At 68.6% G+C, this 20,769-nt stretch carries 18 protein-coding genes; 8 read left to right on the forward strand and 10 right to left on the reverse strand.

All coding sequences use genetic code 11. From position 1 onward, the window contains the following. Positions 1 to 44 precede the first annotated feature (44 nt). The 4 genes from AZOLI_RS12880 (at position 45) to cobT (ending at position 4,160) form a co-directional block, all read left to right on the forward strand. On the forward strand, positions 45 to 629 hold the full coding sequence (locus AZOLI_RS12880) for a J domain-containing protein (protein WP_014249098.1): 585 nt from the start codon (positions 45 to 47) through the stop codon (positions 627 to 629). Between the two features lie 74 nt (positions 630 to 703). Continuing rightward, a complete protein-coding gene (gene cobS / locus AZOLI_RS12885) occupies positions 704 to 1,708 on the forward strand; it encodes a cobaltochelatase subunit CobS (protein WP_014249099.1) in 1,005 nt (334 codons plus the stop codon). Between the two features lie 91 nt (positions 1,709 to 1,799). Next, on the forward strand, positions 1,800 to 2,183 hold the full coding sequence (locus tag AZOLI_RS12890) for a GxxExxY protein (protein WP_014249100.1): 384 nt from the start codon (positions 1,800 to 1,802) through the stop codon (positions 2,181 to 2,183). A gap of 105 nt (positions 2,184 to 2,288) precedes the next feature. Then, the gene (gene cobT, locus AZOLI_RS12895) at positions 2,289 to 4,160 is read left to right on the forward strand and encodes a cobaltochelatase subunit CobT (protein ID WP_014249101.1); all 1,872 of its coding nucleotides are present in this window, start codon (positions 2,289 to 2,291) and stop codon (positions 4,158 to 4,160) included. A gap of 65 nt (positions 4,161 to 4,225) precedes the next feature. On the opposite strand, the gene AZOLI_RS12900 is transcribed toward cobT, so the two are convergent. Further along, a complete protein-coding gene (locus AZOLI_RS12900; RefSeq protein ID WP_014249102.1) occupies positions 4,226 to 6,274 on the reverse strand; it encodes an adenylate/guanylate cyclase domain-containing protein in 2,049 nt (682 codons plus the stop codon). Positions 6,275 to 6,381: 107 nt separating this feature from the next. After that, positions 6,382 to 7,854: a M48 family metalloprotease gene (locus AZOLI_RS12905; RefSeq protein ID WP_162488076.1), complete on the reverse strand. Its 1,473-nt coding sequence runs from the start codon at positions 7,852 to 7,854 to the stop codon at positions 6,382 to 6,384. A gap of 76 nt (positions 7,855 to 7,930) precedes the next feature. On the opposite strand from AZOLI_RS12905, the gene AZOLI_RS12910 reads away from it, so the two are divergent. Next, positions 7,931 to 8,779, forward strand: a complete 849-nt coding sequence (locus AZOLI_RS12910; protein ID WP_014249104.1) for a thermonuclease family protein — start codon at positions 7,931 to 7,933, stop codon at positions 8,777 to 8,779. Then, the gene (locus AZOLI_RS12915) at positions 8,776 to 9,660 is read left to right on the forward strand and encodes a cytochrome c (RefSeq protein WP_162488077.1); all 885 of its coding nucleotides are present in this window, start codon (positions 8,776 to 8,778) and stop codon (positions 9,658 to 9,660) included. Before AZOLI_RS12910 ends, AZOLI_RS12915 begins: the two co-directional genes overlap by 4 nt. A gap of 54 nt (positions 9,661 to 9,714) precedes the next feature. Here AZOLI_RS12915 and ptsP read toward each other — a convergent pair whose 3' ends face one another. The 8 genes from ptsP to AZOLI_RS12955 form a co-directional block, all read right to left on the reverse strand. Further along, positions 9,715 to 11,586, reverse strand: a complete 1,872-nt coding sequence (gene ptsP / locus AZOLI_RS12920; RefSeq protein WP_014249106.1) for a phosphoenolpyruvate--protein phosphotransferase — start codon at positions 11,584 to 11,586, stop codon at positions 9,715 to 9,717. Beyond that, the gene (locus tag AZOLI_RS12925; RefSeq protein WP_014249107.1) at positions 11,576 to 11,878 is read right to left on the reverse strand and encodes an HPr family phosphocarrier protein; all 303 of its coding nucleotides are present in this window, start codon (positions 11,876 to 11,878) and stop codon (positions 11,576 to 11,578) included. The genes ptsP and AZOLI_RS12925 overlap by 11 nt, the downstream gene beginning before the upstream one ends. 11 nt (positions 11,879 to 11,889) lie before the next feature. Further along, positions 11,890 to 12,288, reverse strand: a complete 399-nt coding sequence (locus AZOLI_RS12930) for a PTS sugar transporter subunit IIA (RefSeq protein ID WP_042690507.1) — start codon at positions 12,286 to 12,288, stop codon at positions 11,890 to 11,892. Positions 12,289 to 12,410: 122 nt separating this feature from the next. Beyond that, positions 12,411 to 13,400, reverse strand: coding sequence for an RNase adapter RapZ (gene rapZ, locus AZOLI_RS12935; protein ID WP_014249108.1), 990 nt, complete (start codon positions 13,398 to 13,400; stop codon positions 12,411 to 12,413). Continuing rightward, positions 13,397 to 13,900, reverse strand: coding sequence for an HPr kinase/phosphorylase (locus AZOLI_RS12940; RefSeq protein WP_014249109.1), 504 nt, complete (start codon positions 13,898 to 13,900; stop codon positions 13,397 to 13,399). Before AZOLI_RS12940 ends, rapZ begins: the two co-directional genes overlap by 4 nt. A 229-nt stretch (positions 13,901 to 14,129) precedes the next feature. Beyond that, positions 14,130 to 14,540, reverse strand: a complete 411-nt coding sequence (locus tag AZOLI_RS12945; RefSeq protein ID WP_014249110.1) for a hypothetical protein — start codon at positions 14,538 to 14,540, stop codon at positions 14,130 to 14,132. Between the two features lie 193 nt (positions 14,541 to 14,733). Beyond that, entirely contained in the window at positions 14,734 to 16,437 is a 1,704-nt protein-coding gene (locus AZOLI_RS12950; protein ID WP_014249111.1) for a stimulus-sensing domain-containing protein, read from the reverse strand. Positions 16,438 to 16,480: 43 nt separating this feature from the next. Beyond that, the gene (locus AZOLI_RS12955; protein ID WP_014249112.1) at positions 16,481 to 17,176 is read right to left on the reverse strand and encodes a response regulator transcription factor; all 696 of its coding nucleotides are present in this window, start codon (positions 17,174 to 17,176) and stop codon (positions 16,481 to 16,483) included. A gap of 296 nt (positions 17,177 to 17,472) precedes the next feature. On the opposite strand from AZOLI_RS12955, the gene AZOLI_RS12960 reads away from it, so the two are divergent. After that, a complete protein-coding gene (locus AZOLI_RS12960) occupies positions 17,473 to 18,294 on the forward strand; it encodes a HugZ family protein (protein ID WP_014249113.1) in 822 nt (273 codons plus the stop codon). Positions 18,295 to 18,821: 527 nt separating this feature from the next. Then, complete coding sequence (locus tag AZOLI_RS12965) at positions 18,822 to 20,645, forward strand: phosphoenolpyruvate carboxykinase (GTP) (RefSeq protein WP_044550167.1); 1,824 nt, start codon at positions 18,822 to 18,824, stop codon at positions 20,643 to 20,645. Positions 20,646 to 20,769 lie beyond the last annotated feature (124 nt).

Genomic DNA, 20,769 nt, shown 5'->3' on the forward strand with positions numbered 1-20,769 from the left:
TCGGCATGCTTGCCAGAGGCATCGGCTCTTCCCATACTTGCCCGATGACCAGGAACCGCGCCCGCTCCAGTTACGACAGCTACGCCGCCCCGCGTGCGGCCACCCGTGCGTGCGACCATCCCGATTGCGTCGCCGCTGGCGAATACCGTGCGCCGAAAAGCCGCAGCAGTCTCAACGAGTACTGGTGGTTCTGCCTGGACCATGTCCGGGAGTACAATCGCGCCTGGGACTATTATGCCGGCATGTCCACCGACCAGATCGAGGCGGAGGTGCGGCGCGACACCACCTGGCAGCGGCCGAGCTGGCCGCTCGGCAAATGGGCCACGCAGGAACGCTTCATCCGCGACCGCGTGGTCAACGGCTTCAGTTTCGAATTCGGCCAGGACACCGGCAAGACGAAGGACGAGGAAAAGGCGCAGCGGCGGAGCCACGCGCGGACCGACGAGGAAAAGGCGCTGGCCATCCTTGAACTGACGCCGCCCGTGGACTTCACGCGCATCAAGGCACGCTATCGGGAGCTTGCGAAAAAGCACCATCCCGATGCCAACGGCGGCGACAAGGCTGCGGAAGAACGCCTGAAGGAAATCAATCAGGCCTACAATACGCTGAAAGCCTGTTATGCTGCCTGAACCCCCGTTGGCGGGCCGGGTCAATCCCGCGGCCGCTGGACAACCGACACTCGCTGGAACGTAAGAAACCACCCATGGCTTCCCAAGGAGCGACCCAGGCCAGCTCGGCCCTGTTCGACCACAAGCCCGATACGACGGTCTCGGTGCGCGAGGTCTTCGGAATCGACAGCGACATGCAGGTGCCGGCCTTCAGCCAGCGCACGGAGCATGTGCCCGACCTCGACAGCGCCTACCGGTTCGACCGGGACACGACGCTGGCCATCCTCGCCGGCTTCGCCTACAACCGCCGCGTCATGGTCCAGGGCTATCACGGCACCGGCAAGTCGACCCACATCGAACAGGTCGCAGCCCGTCTGAACTGGCCCTGCATCCGCGTCAACCTGGACAGCCACATCAGCCGCATCGACCTGATGGGCAAGGACGCCATCGTTCTGCGCGACGGCGTGCAGGTCACCGAATACCGCGAGGGCATCCTGCCCTGGGCCCTGCAGCATGCCTGCGCCCTGGTGTTCGACGAGTATGACGCCGGCCGCCCCGACGTGATGTTCGTGATCCAGCGCGTGCTGGAGGTGGAAGGCAAGCTGACGCTGCTCGACCAGAACCGCGTCATCCGCCCGCACCCGGCCTTCCGCCTGTTCGCCACCGCGAACACCGTGGGCCTGGGCGACACCACCGGCCTGTATCATGGCACGCAGCAGATCAACCAGGGCCAGATGGACCGCTGGAACATCGTGGCGACGCTGAACTACCTGCCGGTCGATGCCGAGGTGAAGATCGTCCAGGCCAAGGTCGCCTCCTATGACGACGCCAGGGGCCGCGACACGGTGGCGTCGATGGTGCGTCTGGCCGACCTGACCCGTGCCGGCTTCATCAACGGCGACATCTCCACCGTCATGAGCCCGCGCACGGTCATCACCTGGGCCGAGAACGCGCGCATCTTCAACGACGTCGCCTTCGCCTTCCGCATCACCTTCCTCAACAAGTGCGACGAGGTGGAGCGGCCGACGGTGGCCGAATACTACCAGCGCTGCTTCGGCGTGGAGTTGCCGGAGACGGGGGTCCAGGCGAACCTCGTGTGACGATCCTGCGCCCTTGCTTTCCCTCCTGAAGTCGGGGCGCAGCACACAAGGATTCACACGGATTTCACGGATCAAAACACGGATTTCACGGATGAAGGTGAGCCTGGGTGCCGATCTCGACCGCTTGACCGAGCGGGTCATCGGTGCCGCCTTTGCGGTTCATGCCGCATTGGGCCATGGATTCGCAGAGCAGGTCTATAAAAAGGCCCTGTTTCGTGAGTTATCCGACGCCGGTTTGACGGCTGCCACGGAAGTGCCTTTCAAGGTGCTTTACAAAGGTGATCCCGTCGGCAGCTATTTTGCGGATCTCGTGGTCGAACAGCGGCTGATCGTGGAGTTGAAGGTTTACGAGGCTTTGATCCAAGCCCACAGCCGCCAAGTCCTGAACTATCTGCGGGCAAGCGGATTGCCGGTTGGCCTTCTGTTCAACTTCGCCGGACCAAGCCTTACGGTCAAGCGAGTACTGACACATTAGAAAATCCGTGAAATCCGTGCCCAAATCCGTGAAATCCGTGTCAATCTTGCCCGCAGCTCTCCGACCTTGTCCGAAGCCGGTACCACAACCCGAAGACGCCCCGCGATGACCACCCAGAACGACTCCCCCGTCGAAGCCTTCAAGCGGTCCACGACCGCCACGGTGCGCGCCATGTCCCGGCGGGCGGAGGTGCAGGTGGGCTTTTCGTCCGATCCGCCGGGCTTGTCGGGCCAGCGGGTGCGGGTGCCGCTGCCGGCGCGCGATCTCAATCCCGTCGATGTCGCCAAGCTGCGCGGGGCGGCCGATGCCGTGGCGCTGCGGCTGCGCTATCACGACGCCACGGTGCACGCCCACCGCATGCCGCTGGGCGATGCCGCGCGTCAGGCCTACGACGCACTGGAGCAGGCGCGCTGCGAGGCGCTGGGCAGCCGCGACATGGCCGGCGTCGCCCATAACCTGGAAGCGGCGCTGGACGACCGCTACACCCGCCAGGGCCTCGACCGCGTCGAGGATCGCGGGCAGGTGCCGCTGGCCGAAGCGTTGCGGCTGATGGCGCGCGAGGCGATGACCGGCGCACCGCCGCCGCCCGCCGCCGCCCATGCGGTCGATCTCTGGCGCCCCTGGATCGAGGAGCGGCTGGGCCGCGACATGAAGGGGCTGGCGAATTATGCCGGCGATCAGGAGGCCTACGCCAAGGCCGTGCGTCGCCTGCTCGCCGACCTCGACATGGAAGTCGGTCAGGAAGCCGACCAGGAAGAGGAGGAGGACCAGCAGACCCAGTCCTCCGAGGATGAGAATTCGCCCGAGAGCGGCCAGACCCGCGGCCAGGACGAGGACCAGTCCGAGTCCGAATCCATGGCCTCGTCCGAGATGCAGGACTCCTCGGAGGCCGGCGACAGCGCCGAGGAGGGCGCCGGCGAGGAAGGCGACATGGAGATGGGCGAAGGCGAGGGGGCGGAGGAGCCCGCCGGCCCCGGCCAGCCCTGGCGCAACGACGCCAACCGCCGCAACGAACCCGATCCCAACGCCTATAAGGCCTTCACCACCCAGTATGACGAGGTGGTGGACGCCGCCGACCTCTGCGACCCGGCGGAACTGGAGCGGCTGCGCCATCTGCTGGACCAGCAGCTGCAGCATCTGCAGGGCGTGATCTCCAAGCTGGCGAACCGGCTGCAGCGCCGGCTGATGGCCAAGCAGCAGCGCTCCTGGAACTTCGACCTGGAGGAGGGCATCCTCGACGCCGCCCGGCTGGCCCGCGTCGTCGCCAACCCGGTGCTGCCGCTCTCCTTCAAGGCAGAGAAGGAGATGGATTTCCGCGACACGGTGGTGTCGCTGCTGATCGACAATTCCGGCTCGATGCGCGGCCGGCCGATCTCCATCGCCGCGATGAGCGCCGACATCCTCGCCCGCACGCTGGAACGCTGCGCGGTGAAGGTGGAGGTGCTGGGCTTCACCACCCGCGCCTGGAAGGGCGGGCAGGCGCGCGAGGCCTGGGTCGCCGCTGGCAAGCCGCCGCATCCCGGCCGGCTGAACGACCTGCGCCACATCGTCTACAAGGCCGCCGACATGCCGTGGCGCCGCGCCCGCAAGAATCTGGGCCTGATGCTGCGCGAAGGCATCCTGAAGGAGAACATCGACGGCGAGGCGCTGCAGTGGGCGCACAACCGCCTGCTCGGCCGGCCGGAACAGCGCCGCATCCTGATGGTGATCTCCGACGGCGCGCCGGTGGACGACTCCACCCTGTCGGTGAATGCCGGCAACTATCTGGAACGCCACCTGCGCCAGACCATCGAGCAGATCGAGACCCGGTCGCCGGTGGAGCTGGTGGCGATCGGCATCGGCCACGACGTGACCCGCTACTACCGCCGCGCCGTCACAATCGTCGATGCGGAGCAGCTGGGCGGCACGATGATGAACAAGCTGGCCGAGCTGTTCGACGAGGATGACCGCCGCGGCGGCCGTCGCGGCTGGCGTTGACGTAAGGATGCAGGCGAGAGTGTTTCCAGCTTTATCAATGCATTAGCTGGAAACACCGGCCCGGTTCAGGGCGCATCCTTACCTACGAATTCCGGCTTGATGCCCTCTACCGGTCCGGGAGAAGGTGCTGGAGATGGCGTCGCATTGGCTCCCGACGGTGCCGCCACCTTTGCGGCCTCCTTCCTTTCATCCTCCGGCACCAGGCGCCAGAGTTCGGTCATGCCGGTGCGACCGCGCAGGGAACGGCCACCCTGGCGGACCAGAGTAACGGCATTCTTGCCCTTGGCCGCAGTAACGCCGCTGGTCAGCACGATCACCTCGGCATCGCCCTGGAGTCCGCCCGACAATTCTTCGATGCGGGCGGCGACGTTCACCGTGTCGCCGACGATGGTGTAGTTGATCCGGCTGTCGGAGCCGATGTTGCCAACCACCACCGGGCCGCTGTGCAGGCCGACGCGGACATGGATCGGCGCCTGCCCGGCGGTGACACGGCGGCGGTTGTCGGCGCGGATCGCGTGATGGATGGCAAGGGCGGCGCGCAGCGCGCGGACGGCATGGTCCTCCTGCGCTTCCGGCGCGCCCCAGAAGGCCATCAGGGAATCGCCGATGAACTTGTCCACCGTGCCGCCTTCCGCCTCGATGCAGGCGGCGAGCAGGGTGAAATGCTCGTTCAGCAGGGTGGCGGTGTCGGCGGCGGCCATATGTTCGGCCATGCGCGAGAAGCCGCGGATGTCGGTGAACATCACCGTCACCTCGCGCTGGACGGAAACGAGCCCGCCCTCGGTCTCGCGCTGGCGCATCAGGCGCAGGACCAGCGCCTTCGGCACATAGGTCTCGAACCAGCGCAGGCCCGCCACCATGGCGTTGAAGGCGGTGGCGGCGCGCGCCATCTCGCGCAGGCGGGAATCCGGCAGATCGGGGATTGCGCGGAATTCGAAGGCGCGGACGCGGTCGGCGGCCTCGGCCAGCCGGGCCACCTGCCGGCTGATCCGCCGCCCGACCAGCAGCGCCACCCCGACCGACACCAGCAGGATGGCGAAGCCGACGGCGCCGGTGATGTAGAGCCGGCGGATCTCGACGCCCATCTCGCCATCGCGATAGCCGATGCCGATGATCCAGTCCTGCTGGCCGTATCCCGCCATGCTGCGGGTCAGGAACATGTAGTCGCTGCCCAGCACGCGCACGCCGCGCGCCTCCACCCGCTTCTTCAGCGACTGGACCGGGACGCCGCTGGTCCACAGCGCCGCCAGCGCCGGGTCGTCCACCTGATCGATCCGCGGCAGCGGCGGCCCGTCGAGCTTGCCGGAAAAATCGAAGCTGCGGCCGACCAGCGCCGGGTGGGCCAGCACATGGCTGTGGTCGTACAGCACGAAGGCGTTCAGCCCCTGCTCCACATACAGCACCGACAGGAAGCGCGACAGGTCGCCCAGCGACACGCCGACCGCCACCTGCCCCAGATAGCGGCCGTCTCGCCGCACCGGCTGGTACAGGGTGAGGAAGCTGTTCTGCGCCTCCTTCAGCCAGCGCGGATCCGCCCAGCTGGCGGCGCTGCGGTTGGGGCCGTCCAGCACCTCCGGCGGGATGTCGCTCTCGCCCTGCATGTCGAAGGGTTCGGCGATCAGGTCGCCGTTCAGCCGGGCGACCCGGATCCCGGTCAGGTCGGGGCGGATGAAGGCCAGCCCGGTCACGTCCGGCGCGCCGGCCAGCGCGCCGCGCAGCGTGTCGGTCATCGCCGTGCCGTCATTCGCCCGCAGGTCGCCGCGCTCGATCAGCCCAGAAACGAAGCGCGCCATCTCCCGCGCGGGGTCGAGTTGGTGGCGCACCCGCACCTCCACCCCCGCCAGCGCCAGATCGGCCTTGTCGTTCAGCAGGGCGAAGGTGTTGGTGCTGGCGCTGACCAGCCCCAGGACCAGCACGCTGGCGACCGCCGCCAGCATCAGCGACCCGAAACCGGCGACCAGCACCGCGGCGATCGGCAGCCGCAGCCGTCGCCGTCTGGCCGGCTCCGGCGCCAGCTTCGCCCGCGTCTTGCTGCCCGCCTGTCCGGCCGGTTTCGCGGCCGACGCCGGAGCGGGCAGAGGCAACTGTACGCGTGCTGAGGGGCTGTCGGGCATGCGCCGCAGCCTACCCGCCCGTAAGGTCAGGAGCAACCCGCCGGGCCGCATCCTTACGCGGATTTCATGCGGCCAAGCCGGTGCTTGCGGACTCCCCTAATCGCCCCCTATTTGCCGACGATCACCTTCACCCGCTGCCCCGGCTGCAGCGGCGTGCCGGGGGGAAGGTCGTTGATGATCCGGAACAATTCCTCGGCATAGGGCTCCTGCGGCATGCGGCGGACGAAGCCGGCGACGCTGTCGCCGGGCTGCACCGTCGCCACCTGGACGCGGCGCGGGCGGTAGCGGGCGACCTCCTGCGCGGTCAACCGATGGAAGCTGTTGGCCGTCGCCTGGAAATCGGCATCGAAACGAGCCAGGTTTCCCGCGGGCGCCAGGAAGGTGAAGCGGTACATCCGCCCGTCCGGCACACGGATCGCCACCAGCCGGATGTCGGCGCTCTCGCCCTCCGCCTCGCCGTGGGTGGTGGCGGTGGCGGCCGGCATGCCGCCGATGGTGGTGCGCTGGAGGTTGGACAGGTTGGCGCCTTTTCCCCACACGCCGGTCAGGAAGGACGCCGGGTCGGAGACGCCGGCCGCCGACCCGCCGTCGAAGGCCATGGCGGTGCCGTTCTGCCCCTTAGCGACCACCTGATCCGCCCCGTTCAGCAGGGAATAGCCCTTCGGCACGGTGAAGGCGATGCCCAGCTGCGGGTGGGCGAAGGTCCGGTCGCGGACATAGCCGTTCTCCGGGCTGTCGCCATAGATCATGCCGTCGACCACCGCCAGGTAAGGATCGCGCGGGCGGGCGCCGCCCTGCGGGATGGCGCGGGCAAGCTCGGCGGCGCGACGTATGCGGTCCTCTGTCGCCGGGTGGCTGGCGAAGAAGTCGAAGCCGCCCTCGCCCTTGTTGCCGGCGCGCAAGCCCTCATACTGGCTGTCTCGGCGCAGGGTTTCCAGGAAGGTCGCCATGGCGAAGGGATCGTAGCCGGCACGGCGTAGAGTCTCGACGCCGAGCTGGTCGGCCTCCAGCTCCTGCTCGCGCGAATAGCCGGCGACCACGGCGGTGCCGCCCAGCCCGGCGAGCTGTGCCAGCGTGTCGTTGCCGAACACCAGCCCGACCCCGGCGGCCAGGATGCCGGCGATGGTTTGCCGGGTCTGGCGCTGCGCCGAATGGCGGGCGGTGATGTGGCCGATCTCGTGCGCCAGCACGCCCGCCACCTCCGCCTCGTCCTTCGCCAGGGCCAGCAGGCCGCGGGTAACGTAGACATAGCCGCCGGGCACGGCGAAGGCGTTGACCACGTCGCTGTCCAGAACGGTGAAGGTCCAGGGTTCGCGCGCCCGCGCCGTGGTGGAGGCCAGATTGCGGCCCAGCTGCTCGACATAGCCCTGCAGCCGGGCGTCCTTCACCGCCCCGCCGAACTGGGCCAGGATCTTGGGATGCTCCTGCGCGCCCAGCGCCGACTCGTCGCCGGACAGGACATTGTCCAGCAACCCGGCCATTGCCGGGGCGGGGACGGTCAGGGCGGGCGCCGTGACGGCCAGGCACAGGGCTGCCAGCGCGGCACGGAACGGCTTGCGGAAGGGGACGTGGATCGGCATACCGGTCAAAACCCCGCCCGGCGGCGGTTGTTCCGCAAAGACGGCGATCTCCATGCGACCTGTCCCGCTCCCGCTCGTGAGCCTGCCGGTTCTGCTGCTGGGCTGGCTGTTGCTGGCCGGCGCCGCGTCGGCGGAGCCGTTGCGCGTCACCGCGGTGCTGGACGGCGACACGCTGGAGCTGGAAGACGGCCGCCGCGTCCGGCTGGCGGGGATCGAAGCCGCCAAGCCGCCGCGCCACGCCAACCCGGCCGACGGCCGCGTCTGGCCGCTGGCGGAGGCGGCGACCAGGGCGCTGTCGGAACTGGCGCTCGGCCGCCGCGTCGTCCTGCACGGGCCGGCCCCGGTCGACCGCCATGGCCGGCTGCTCGCCCATCTGGTGCGGGAAGACGGCTTGTGGCTGCAATCGGCCCTGCTCGTCCGCGGGTTGGCCCGCGTCCACACCCACCCCGACGCCCGCGCCTATGCCGCCGAATTGCTGGCGGGCGAGGAAGAGGCGCGCACCGCCGGGCGCGGGCTCTGGCGCAGCCGGGTCTATGCGGTGCGCGATGCCGCCGATCCCGACGATCTCGCCCGCGACCGCGACGGCTTCCAACTGGTGGAAGGGGTGGTGCTGGCCATCTCCAAGAGCGGCGGCGAGGCCTGGCTGGATTTCGGCACCGACTGGCGGAGCGACGTCACCGTCCATATCGGCCGTGCCGCGATGCGCCAGGTCACCCGCGCCGGCATCGACCCGCTGTCCTTCGAGGGACGCCGGGTGCGCGTGCGGGGCTGGATCACCCTGCGCAATGGCCCCATGATCGAGATTACCCACCCCGAACAGATCGAGCGGCTGGAACGGGAGGCAACCGCCTCCACCCGGCAGGGTCCCGGACCGGACGGTGAGGATCTGTGGGACGTGAACGACGCGGAGGACGAACCGGAATGATGAAGCCGCCGATTGCGCGCATGCTCGGCTCCATGGTCGGAGGCCGGGCCGGACGCCTGCTCGTCCTCCTGTTTCTTATGCTCGCCGCCTTGCCGTTTCATCCGGCACTGGCGGCCGGGCCGGCGCTGACGATCGCCGTCGCCGGATCCGAACGGGTGTTCGACCGCGACGCCCTGCTGGCCCGTCCCGACATGGTGACCGTCGACATTCCCGCCGACATCTCCTATGGCCGTCCGATGAGTTACCGCGCCGTGCCGCTCGCCAGCCTGCTCGGCACCGGCGAGTTTCCGCCCGGCACCGTGCTGGAAGGGGTGGCTTCGGATGGATTCACCGCGCAACTGCCACCGGAGCTGTGCTTGCGCACCGGTCCCGACGGCGCCGTCGCCTTCCTCGCGGTGGAGCCGGCCGACCGGCCCTGGCCCAACCTTCCGGGCAAGGAGGTGTCGGCCGGTCCCTTCTATCTGGTGTGGGTGCGGCCGGAAGCCTCGGGAGTGCGCAGCGAGCAATGGCCCTATCAGCTGGCCCGCATCGTCGCTTCGGACGATCCGCTGAAGCGCTGGCCTCAGCTGGCGGCCGAAGCGGGGCTGGCCGCCGACTCGCCGATCCGAGCCGGACAGACGGTGTTCATCACCCAATGCATGGCCTGCCATACCCTGAACGGCGCCGGCAGCGCCACGATGGGGCCGGACCTGAACCGGCCGATGAACCCGACCGAGTATCTCACGCCGACTGGGTTGAAGAGGCTGGTCCGCGACCCCCGCTCCGTCCGGACATGGCCGGGCCAGCAGATGCCGGGCTTCGATCCGGCGATGCTGAGCGATGCCGATCTCGACCGCGTCGTCGCCTATCTCGGGCATATGGCGGGGCGGAAGGCGCTGTGACGGAGGAACCATGGGAGGGGGCTTCCACCCCATCCCATGGCAGCGACCGGAACATCACAGGATGGCGTTGAAGTCGTCCAGCAGCGTGGCGATCCGTCCGCTGTCGCTCTGGTCCATGATGACGCGGGCGCGGCGGCTCGCCTCCATCAGGTCGAGCGAACGAATCCGCTTCTTCACCGCTGGAACCGACAGCGGCGCCATCGACAGCTCGCGCACGCCCAGCCCCAGCAGCAGGGCGGAATAGCGCGGGTCGCCGGCGATCTCGCCGCAGACCGACACCGTGATGCGGGCGCGCAAGGCCGCCTCGATGGTGAACTGGATCAGCCGCAGCACCGCCGGATGCAGCGGGTCATACAGCGTGGCGACCTGTTCGTCGGAACGGTCGATGGCCAGTGTGTACTGGGTCAGGTCGTTGGTGCCGATGGCGAAGAAGTCGGCGGCATATGCCAGCGCGTCGGCCGACAGGGCCGCCCCCGGCACCTCCACCATCACCCCCACAGGCGGCAGCGGGTCGGCGATGGCGACGCCGCGGCGCCGCAGGCGGCGGGCGACCTGGCCCATCATCTCCCGCACCTTCTGCACCTCCGCCACCGACCCGATCATCGGCAGCAGGATGCGCAACGGCCCATGCGCCCCGGCACGCAGCATGGCGGCGAGCTGGGTTTCCAGCAGCTTCGGTTCGCGCAAGCCCAGCCGGATGGCGCGCAGGCCCAGCGCCGGGTTGGCCGGCTCGCCATAGCGGCCCGCCATCCAGCCGGCCAGCTTCTCGCCGCCCAGATCCATGGTGCGGGCGGTGACGGTGCGGCCGCCCATCCCCTCGATCATGGTGCGCAGCACACCATACTGCTCATCCTCGTCGGGCAGATGGTCCCGGTTCATGAACATGAACTCGGTCCGCAGCAGGCCGATGCCCTGGGCGCCGTGCTCCAGCGCCTGATCCAGGTCGCGGGGCAGCTCCAGGTTCGCCATCAGCGTCACCGCAGTGCCGTCGCGGGTGACGGCGGGCAGCTTGCGCAAGCTCTTCAGTCCCTGGCGCTCGCGTTCGCGCGCGGCGCGGCGCTCGCCATAGTCCGCCAGCACGTCGGCCGGCGGGTCGATTAGCACGCGGCCCTGCAGGCCGTCGACGATCACCGTCACGCCGTTGCGCACACCCGCCAGCAGGCCGGGCGCGCCCAGCACCGCCGGCAGGCCGAGCGAGCGGGCGAGGATCGCCGTGTGGCCTTCCGCTCCGCCCAGCACGGTGGCGAAGCCGCCGACGATGGCGGGGTCGAGCAGGGCGGTGTCGGCGGGGGTCAGTTCCTCCGCCAGGATGATGCTGCCTGGGGGCAGGTTGCTGAAGGCCCGGAATTCCTGCTTCATCAGGTTGCGGGTCAGCCGCCGCCCGACCTCGCGGATGTCGTCGATGCGGCCGGCCAGATAGGCGTCGTCCATGCCGGCGAAGGTCGCGGCGATGGCGGTGATTTCCGCCTGGATGGCGGCCTCGGCGTTGATACGGTCCTGCTTGATGCGATGTTCCACCCCGCGGGTCAGGCGCGAGTTGGTGACCATCGACAGGTGGGCGTCCAGCAGGAAACCGATCTCTTCCGATGCCGAATCGGGCAGCACCAGAGCCTTGCTCTTCAGCTTCTTGATCTGGCGCCGGGCCTTGGCCGCCGCCTCGTTGAAGCGGGCGACCTCCGCCTCGACGGCTTGCGGTTCGACGGTGTATTCGGGAATGGCGACGGCGCCGCTTTCCACCACATGGGCCGGGCCGATGGCGATGCCGGGGGACACGCCCAGGCCGCGCAGGGCGCGCGCCGAACCGCTCCCCGAACCGCTCCAAGATTCGGGCGAGGGGACGCCGCCGGAACCGCCACCGGAGCCGCCGCGATCGGGACCGGCCACGGGGCCGTTGGCCGCGCCGGTTGAGGGCAGGTCACTCTTCATCGAACTTGCGATTGATCAGGTCCAGGAGGGCATCCATCGCCGCGTCGGCATCCGTGCCGGAAGCGCGCAGTTCCACCGTGGTTCCGGGGCCGGCGGCCAGCATCATCAGCCCCATGATCGACTCGCCGGACACGACGGACTCGCCGCGGCGCACCGAGATCTCGGCGTCGAATGTGGCGACCAGCTTCACGAACTTGGCCGAGGCGCGGGCGTGCAGGCCGCGTTGATTGGTGATGGTGGCGGTGCGGCGGATTTCACCGTCGGCGGGCGCCGTTTCGTCGGGGTGGCTCATCGCGGGCGGTTTCAGTCCGACAGGAGGGTGGAAGCGACGTTGATGTATTTCTGCCCGGCGTCGCGGGCGGCGATCACCGACTTGTCGAGCGGTTCGGTCTTCCGCACGCTGGCAAGCTTGATCAGCATCGGCAGATTGACGCCGGCGATCACCTCCACCTTCGCCTTGTCCATGATGGAGATGGCGAGGTTGGACGGCGTGCCGCCGAACATGTCGGTCAGCACCACGACACCCGACCCGTCGTCGACCTCCGCCACCGAGTTCAGGATGTCCTGGCGGCGCTGTTCCATGTCGTCGTCCGGACCGATGCACACGGCACGCACCTGCTGCTGTTCGCCCACCACGTGGAACAGCGCGGCGATGAATTCCTCGGCCAGCCGTCCGTGGGTGACAAGAACCATACCGATCATGGGACATCCTTCAAGGTTGGGTCCTCCCCGGAGACCTGCGCGAGAACCGCTGCCGCAAGGCAACCGCCCGCATCGCATCTGGATCGTTGGTTGGACGTATGGTCGTCAAGGCGCAATTTGCATCATCCCAGATTGCCGGCCGGATTGCCGGCCGAGGTGCCGATCTGGCTACCGGTCTGCCCGGCGGTGCGCAGGCCCAGCCGGTCGAGCTCCCGGTGGCTCAGGCTGACCCGCAGCCTCTGGTCCCTCAGCCAGGCGGCCAGCCGTTCGGCGATGAAGACCGACCGGTGCTTGCCGCCGGTGCAGCCGATGGCGATGGTCAGATAGCTCTTTCCTTCCTGGTTGTAGCGGGGCAGCAGCGGGCGCAGCAGCTCCGTCAGGTTCCGGAAGAAGGCGGGAAAGTCGGGGTCGCTTTCCACCCGTGCCGCGACGGCCGGGTTCAGGCCGGTCAGCGGCCGAAGCTCCGGGTCGTAATGCGGGTTGGTCAGGAACCGCACGTCGAAGACCAGATCGGCTTCGCGCGGAAGACCCTGGCGGAAGGAGAAGGATGTCACGAACACCTGCAGGGCTGCCTGGGCGTCACGCCGGAAATGCCCCGACAGGATGCGCCGCAAATCGTGAATGGACAGTTGCGTCGTGTCGATCGTGACGTCGGATTCCTCCTTCAACGGGAACAGCAGGGCGCGCTCGCGCTGGATGCCGTCGGGGACCGTCCGGTCCTCCGCCAGCGGATGGCGGCGGCGCGTCTCGGTGAAACGGCGTTGCAGAACCTCGTCGCCGCAATCGAGGAAGACCAGACTGACGTCCAGGTCGTCGCGGCCGCGCAGCTCCGCCAGCTCATCCAGGAAGTTCCGCGCGGAAAAGTCGCGGGTCCGGCTGTCGATCACCAGCGCCAGCGGCCGACGCTTCGGGTCTGCCTGCCGGAGCAGGGCGGGGACCAGCGACAGGCGCAGATTGTCGACCGCCTCGTATCCCAGATCCTCCAGCGCCTTCAGCGCCACCGACATGCCGGCGCCCGACAGGCCGGTGACGAGTACGACACGGCCACGGGCCGTCGGACTGTTGGCCGGCGCGCTGGTGGCGGGATCGGACGGCACGTCGGAAAGGCTCATGGCGCGACCGGACTGGATTGGGCCTGGCTGGACTGACCTTTGCTGGGCTGGGCCGACAGCCCGGCGGGCACCCGCTCCAGCCGTCCATCGCGCAGGCAGGCGGCGGCAAGACGGATCTTGGCGGGGGTGGAGGCGTCGAAGGCGTGCAGGCACAGCCGGGGAAGGGCGATGCCCATCAGCGTCTCGGTGTCCGCCTGCGGCAGGCGTTCCACCCCGTCGCGCGGGACCAGATCGACGACGAGCGCGACATCGGCCGACGCGACGGACGGCACCGGCAGGATGCCGACGCCCCGCACCTCCAGCAGTCCGGCCAGCATCGGCGGAGCGGAAGCGGTCAGCCGGCCGGACCCGGCGCGCAACGCCACCCGGTCATCCGAGACCAGCCGGGCGCCACCGTCGATCAGTCGCAAGGCCAAATCCGATTTTCCGCGCCCGGACTCCCCGCGCAGCAGAACGCCGATGTCGGAGAGCAAGACGCAGGTGCCGTGAATCGTCACCATAGTCTGGCGAAGGTGAGACGTGGCGCAGGTTCTGTCAATGGAAACGGAACGGTGGCCCAACGGATCAGGCGGGGAAACCTGACCGGTATCCCCCATCCGCTTCGGACCGTTCTTTCGGTGTGGATCGCACTCCGCCGGACCATGGGAGGAGACGGCCGATGAGGAGCCGCGATTGCAGGAGCGTTCCGCTTCCCGGCTCCACCAGCGCGGTTTCGGCCTGCGGAGCCGCTCAGGTCCCAGCGATCCCGCGGGGGGTACGGCGGATGGCCTCCAGTTCCAGGGCGAGGGCGTCGCGGCGGCGGATCATCTCGTCCAGATCCTCCAGTTCCGCCGCTTCCTGGCAGGCGTCGCGGAAGTCCTTTTCCCGCTGCAGCCGGACCAGCAGGACCCTGTAGTTGTCGGCGATCCTGGCGAGATGGCGTTGCGCGCCCTGCAGCGCCTCCGCCAGCTGGTTGCGTTCCCGTGCGCCGTCGCGCATCAGGCGAGCCAGTTCTCCCTGCTGCCGTCCCGCATCGCGGATCAGGCGGGCCAGCCGGTACCGGCGGAGGTCGACGACCTCGGCCGCTGCCGGTACGGGTCCACGGGGACCCGGCGAGGATAACCTGTTCGCAATCGACTCGGGCGGAGCGGAGTCAGGCATGGCAACCCCACATGTTCATTCCTGGGGATGGCCACCCTTCGATCACAGTATGGCCCGGCAGGAAACAACCGGCCCGATAAGGACCGGCCGCCGTGTCATCCGGCAAGCGAGAACGACCACCGCCATGATCCGTTGATAAATTGGGCTTGTCCACCCGATAGTGACGGAGATGTATGTATTTCGGTCGATGGTCTCATAGCAAAGGCAGGATAACGGTGAAGTCGGCACCCCCGACTGCTCCTTCCGATACCTGACGGTTCCGCGCGGATATCGAACCGTTGTGTGCACTGATTATCTGTTTTGCTATCGAAAGTCCGAGACCGGAGTGGGTTCCGAACTTCTCGCCCGCCGGACGTTCGGTGTAGAAGCGGTCGAAGATCGCCTCTTCCTTTCCCTCCGGGATGCCGGGACCCTGGTCTGACACCACCACCGTCACGGTGCGTCCGGTGCGCCGGGCGGACAGCCGCACCACGCCGCCGGGCGGCGAGAAGGACAGGGCGTTGTCGATCAGGTTCTGGAACACCTGGGTCAACCGCCCCTCCAGCCCCGGCACCACCAGCCGCTCGCCCTCGGGAATGTCGATCACGATGCAGGGCGGCATGGCCCGACCGTCCTCCGCGCCGGCTTCTCCAGGCGCTTCTCCCCCCCCGGCCGGCACCGTCTCGTCCACGGTTTCGGCAACCGTCTGGCGCAGCTCGGCCAGCATGGTCAGCAGCAGGCCGATGTCGACCGGCTCCGGCTCCGCCCGCGACAGCTCGGCGTCGAGGCGCGAGGCGTTGGAGATGTCGCTGATCAGCCGGTCCAGCCGCTGCACGTCGTCGGCGATGATCGCCATCAGCCGGTCGCGGTGGCGCGGATCGCTGACCCTGCCGGCGGTTTCCACCGCACTGCGCAGCGAGGTCAGCGGATTCTTGATCTCGTGGGCGACGTCGGCGGCGAAGCGTTCGATGGCGTCCATCCGCGTCCACAGCGCGTCGGTCATCTCGCGCAGCACGCCGGACAGCTCGCCGATCTCGTCGCCGCGGCGGGTCAGGTCGGGGATCTCGGCATGGCGGCCGTGGCTGGTGCGCAGCCGGTCGGCGGCTTGGGCCAGCCGGCGGATCGGCCGGGCGATGGTGCCGGCTAGATAGAAGGACAGGGCGACCGTCACCAGCAGTGCCACGCCGAACACCCGCAGGATGTCGAAGCGGACGGAGCGGATGGCCCGGTCGATCTCACCGCCGCTGCGCGCCAGCAGCACCGCGCCAAGCACCTCGCGGTAGCGCTGCACCGGCACCGCCACCGTCAGCAGCAGTTCCGGGTCGCCGCCCTCGCCGTCGACGCGCCAGACGGTGGCCGCCGCCTCGCCGCCGAGCGCCCGCTCGACGTCGGGGTTCGGCCGGCCGGGCGCCTCGCGGTAGGCCGGCAGCCCCTCGCGGCTGGGCACCACGTCGATCAGCCGGGTGTAGAGGTCGTTGATGGCGCGGCTGACCGGATCGCCGGCGGGCGGAGTGGGCAGCTCGCGGATTTCGATGCGCCCCTGCGAGCCGACCAGCACCCGGCTGTCGGACAGCATGTGCCCATCGATGTCGTACAGGCGGGTGCGGGTCGCCGTCGCTTCCGCCAGCCGACGGACCATCGGACGGGCCAGTTCGGGCGCCAGTTCGAACCGCTCGCCCCCCTCGTCGGTGGTGGATGCGCCGGTGGGGGAGGGCGCGGTCAGGATGCGGTTCACCGCGCCCTCGCCCAGGGCGGAGGCGAAGATGCGCGCCTCGGTCGCCAGCGCCTCGGTCTCCGCCTGGATCAGCCGGTCCTGGTAGCGGCCGAGATAGAGCAGCCCGGCCAACAGCACCAGCAGCGCCAGCACGTTTACCGCCAGAATGCGCAGGGTCAGCGGCGACACGCCGCGCCGCCGCACCGGCCTCTCCTTGGGTCTAACTCCGCCCGTCGCGGACACCGGTCTACTCCTTGTACCGGTAGCCGACGCCATAGAGCGTTTCGATCTGGGAGAAGTCGGGGTCGACCGCCTTGAACTTCTTGCGCAGCCGCTTGATATGGCTGTCGATGGTGCGGTCGTCGACGTAGACATGCTCGCCATAGGCCGCGTCCATCAGCTGGTCGCGGTTCTTCACATGGCCCGGCCGCTGGGCCAGCGCCCGGACCAGCAGGAATTCGGTCACCGTCAGGTCGATCGGCTGGCCCTTCCAGCTGCAGGCATGGCGGGCGCCGTCCAGCAGAAGCGGCCCGCGGGTGATCATCTGGCCGGGATCGGCGTCGGCGGTCTCGCCGCGCAGCGCCTCGCGCCGCAGCAGGGCCCGGATGCGCTCGATCAGCAGGCGCTGCGAGAAGGGCTTCTTGATGTAGTCGTCGGCCCCCATGCGCAGGCCCATCAGCTCGTCCAGCTCGTCGTCCTTGCTGGTCAGGAAGATGACGGGGATGTGGCTGGTCTGACGCAGACGTTGCAGCAACTCCATGCCGTCCATGCGCGGCATCTTGATGTCGAGCACGGCGAGGTCGGGCGGGCGCTGGGTCAGCGCGCGCAGCGCCTCGGCGCCATCCGTATAGGTGCGCACGTCGAAACCTTCGGCCTCCAAAGCGATGGAGACGGAGGCCAGGATGTTGCGATCGTCATCCACCAGGGCGACGGTGTGGGCCATGGTCGTAACAGCTTCCCAATCGGTCGGAACGGAACGGTCGAGCAGGGCGGAGCCTGAAATGTTAGCGGAAACATCGGGCATAGGCCGAGTGGTCATCCCAATACTTTATGCCAGAGTCCAGTTACCAGCGGCAGTTTTCTCTTTTCCCGCAGCATTTGTATGGTCCAATATGGCGGCAATGCGGCGCCGAACAACGGTGCCGCGCGGGAGAACGCACTCGTTTTGGAATGAGTTTTCTGAACGCCCTTTCGGCGTCCTCTCCGCCCGGCACCGTTCCGGATGCGAGGGAGGGCGCGATGCCTCCCGGCGACCGCCCGGGCGGCACGGCTCCGGCCAGCAGCGCCCGGCGCCTGATGCGCGCCTGCGACCGCGCCGCGCTGGCAACGGCCCAGCGGCCGGACGGCGTCGGCGGCGCGGATGCCGGCAGCACGGACAAGGGCGGCTGGCCCTATCCATCGCTGGTGCTGGTGGCGTTCGACCATGATGGCAGCCCGCTGCTTCTGCTTTCCACGCTGGCCGACCACACCCGCAACCTGCTGGCCGACGGCCGGGTCGGCCTGCTGTTCGACGGCACCGCCGGACTGGCGCAGCCGCTGACCGGTGCGCGCCTGTCGGTCCTGGGCCGGGCGGAGCGGTCGGACGACCCCGCCCACCGGGCGCGTTACCTGCGCCGCCATCCCGATGCCGCCTTCTATGCCGGCTTCGCCGATTTCGCCATCTACCGCGTGACGGTGGAGCGCGCCCATCTGGTCGCCGGCTTCGGCCGCATCCACTGGCTGTCCGCCGCCGATCTGGACCTGCCCGCTTCCGCCCCGGCGCTGGCGGCAGGAGAGGCGGACCTGCTCGACCGACTGAACGGCGAGGGCTACGGCCCCCGGCTGGCCCCCTCCACCGATGGAAACGGGGCGGGCGATGGGGAGGGCTGGAGCCTGACCGGGGTGGACCCGGAGGGGTGCGACCTGCGACGCGGGGGGTACGTCGCCCGCGTCGATTTTGAGCAGAGAATCCACGACCCGGAATCGGCTAGACTGATGCTGGATGCACTGATCCGGCCGCAGGACGGGACCGGACCGCCCGGACAGCCAGGACACGCGACAACCGGCGACGGGGGCGCCTGACGGACCCCGAAGCCCAATAAACAGGGCCGCCCGGAAAAGGGCCGATAAGAAGAGCCCGACCACAAAAGCCAAAGAAGCCGAAGGCGGAACAAGCCAAAAGGCGCGATCACAGACCGAGAGAGACGAGAAGCCAACCGTCAGCCCGAACGACCAGCCGAGAGGTCGCTTCGACACGACCGGGCGCCGCACCAAAAACAAGAAAGCGGCGCTTGGGCATGCGCAACCAGGAGAACACTTCAGTGGACCATAACGGATCGACCCGTTTCCCGTCCGGGCCAATGGCCCCCAGACCTGTCGCCTCAGGGCCGCCCTTTGCACCGTTTCGTCGCCGCGCCTGCGCGGTGTCGCCGATCCCGGCGGGCCTCCGGCCCTGCCGCCCGTTCGGACCGGCATCCTACTGATTGGGCCGCCGATCCGGCGGACTCTTTCCATCTGACACGACAACGGACAAAGACGGCCGGACCGGCCGCGGGACCCCGATGGGATGCCCGGCGCGGCGGTACCGGCCCAGCCTTCGAGAGGACGATATGACTGGCAATATGCGGACGCGGAACAAGAAGCTCCTGGCCTGGGTCGAGGAGATCGCGCTGAAATGCAAACCGGAGCGCGTTCACTGGTGCGACGGGTCGCAGGAGGAATATGATCGTCTCTGCAGCGAGATGGTGGAGGCCGGCACCTTCATCCGCCTGAACGAGGCCAAGCGCCGGAACTCCTTCCTCTGCCGCTCCGATCCGGGCGACGTCGCCCGTGTCGAGGACAGCACCTACATCTGCTCGCGCTCGCGCGAGGAAGCCGGGCCGACCAACAACTGGATGGCGCCGGAGGAGATGAAGGCCAAGCTGGACGGCCTGTTCGAGGGCTGCATGCGCGGCCGCACCATGTATGTGGTGCCGTTCAGCATGGGTCCGCTGGGCTCCGACATCGCGCACATCGGCGTGCAGATCTCCGACAGCCCCTATGTCGCCGTCAACATGCGCCTGATGACCCGCATGGGCCAGAAGGTGCTGGACATCCTGGGCGACGGCGACTTCGTCCCCTGCCTGCATTCCATCGGCGCGCCGCTGGAGCCGGGCCAGCAGGATGTGCCGTGGCCCTGCAACGCCGACAACAAGTACATCGTCCATTTCCCGGAGGAGCACCGCATCGTCTCCTACGGCTCCGGCTATGGCGGCAACGCGCTGTTGGGCAAGAAGTGCTTCGCGCTGCGCATCGCCTCCTCGATGGGCCGCGAGCAGGGCTGGCTGGCCGAGCACATGCTGATCCTGGGCGTGGAAAGCCCGACCGGCGAGAAGACCTATGTCGGCGCCGCCTTCCCGTCAGCCTGCGGCAAGACCAACTTCGCCATGCTGGTCCCGCCGAAGGAGTTCGAGGGCTGGAAGGTCCGCACCATCGGTGACGACATCGCCTGGATCAAGCCGCAGCCCGACGGCACGCTGCGCGCCATCAACCCGGAGGCCGGCTTCTTCGGCGTCGCCCCCGGCACCAGCGTGAAGTCGAACCCGAACGCGCTGAAGACGCTGGACCACAACGTCATCTTCACCAACGTCGCCCTGACCGACGACGGCGACGTCTGGTGGGAAGGCCTGACCGACGAGCCGCCGGCGCACCTGATCGACTGGCAGGGCAAGGACTGGACGCCGGGCTGCGGCCGCGTCGCCGCCCACCCGAACAGCCGCTTCACCGCGCCCGCCGCGCAGTGCCCGTCGATCGACCCGGCCTGGGAGGATCCGGCCGGCGTTCCGATCAGCGCCTTCATCTTCGGCGGCCGCCTGTCGAAGACCTTCCCGCTGGTGTTCGAGGCCTACAACTGGCGCGAAGGCGTCTATTGGGCCGCGACCATGGGGTCTGAGGCCACCGCCGCCGCCGTCGGCCAGGCCGCCATCCGCCGCGACCCGTTCGCCATGCTGCCCTTCTGCGGCTACAACATGGCCGATTACTGGAACCACTGGCTGTCGATGGAAGGCAAGGTCGAAAGCCTGCCGCGCATCTACCGCGTCAACTGGTTCCGCAAGGACGAGAACGGCAAGTTCGTCTGGCCGGGCTTCGGCGACAACATGCGCGTGCTGAAGTGGATCGTCGACCGCGTCCGCGGCCGTGTCACCGACGTGGCGGAATCGCCCTTCGGCTATTCCCCGCGCTACCAGGATCTGAACTGGTCCGGCCTGAACTTCCCGGCCGACAAGTTCGCCAAGATCATGGACATCGACCGCAAGGAGGCCGAGGCCGAGGCGAAGGACCAGGAAGAGCTGTTCAACCGCTTCGGCGACCGCCTGCCCGACGAGATCGAGCAGCAGCGCCTCGCTGTCCTGAAACGGCTGGAGAACAGCCCGGAGGTCTGGCGCATCGGCTGAGCGGCCGAAACCGTCAGCAGGTAAGGATAGGGGGCTGCCGAAAGGCGGCCCCTTTTCCTTAGGCGGCCGACAAGGATGAACCGCCTGTCATCTTGGATCGGCCAAGGCGGCGGCCGGCCATGTC

It is taken from the genome of Azospirillum lipoferum 4B, from assembly GCF_000283655.1.
Taxonomy (GTDB): domain Bacteria; phylum Pseudomonadota; class Alphaproteobacteria; order Azospirillales; family Azospirillaceae; genus Azospirillum; species Azospirillum lipoferum_C.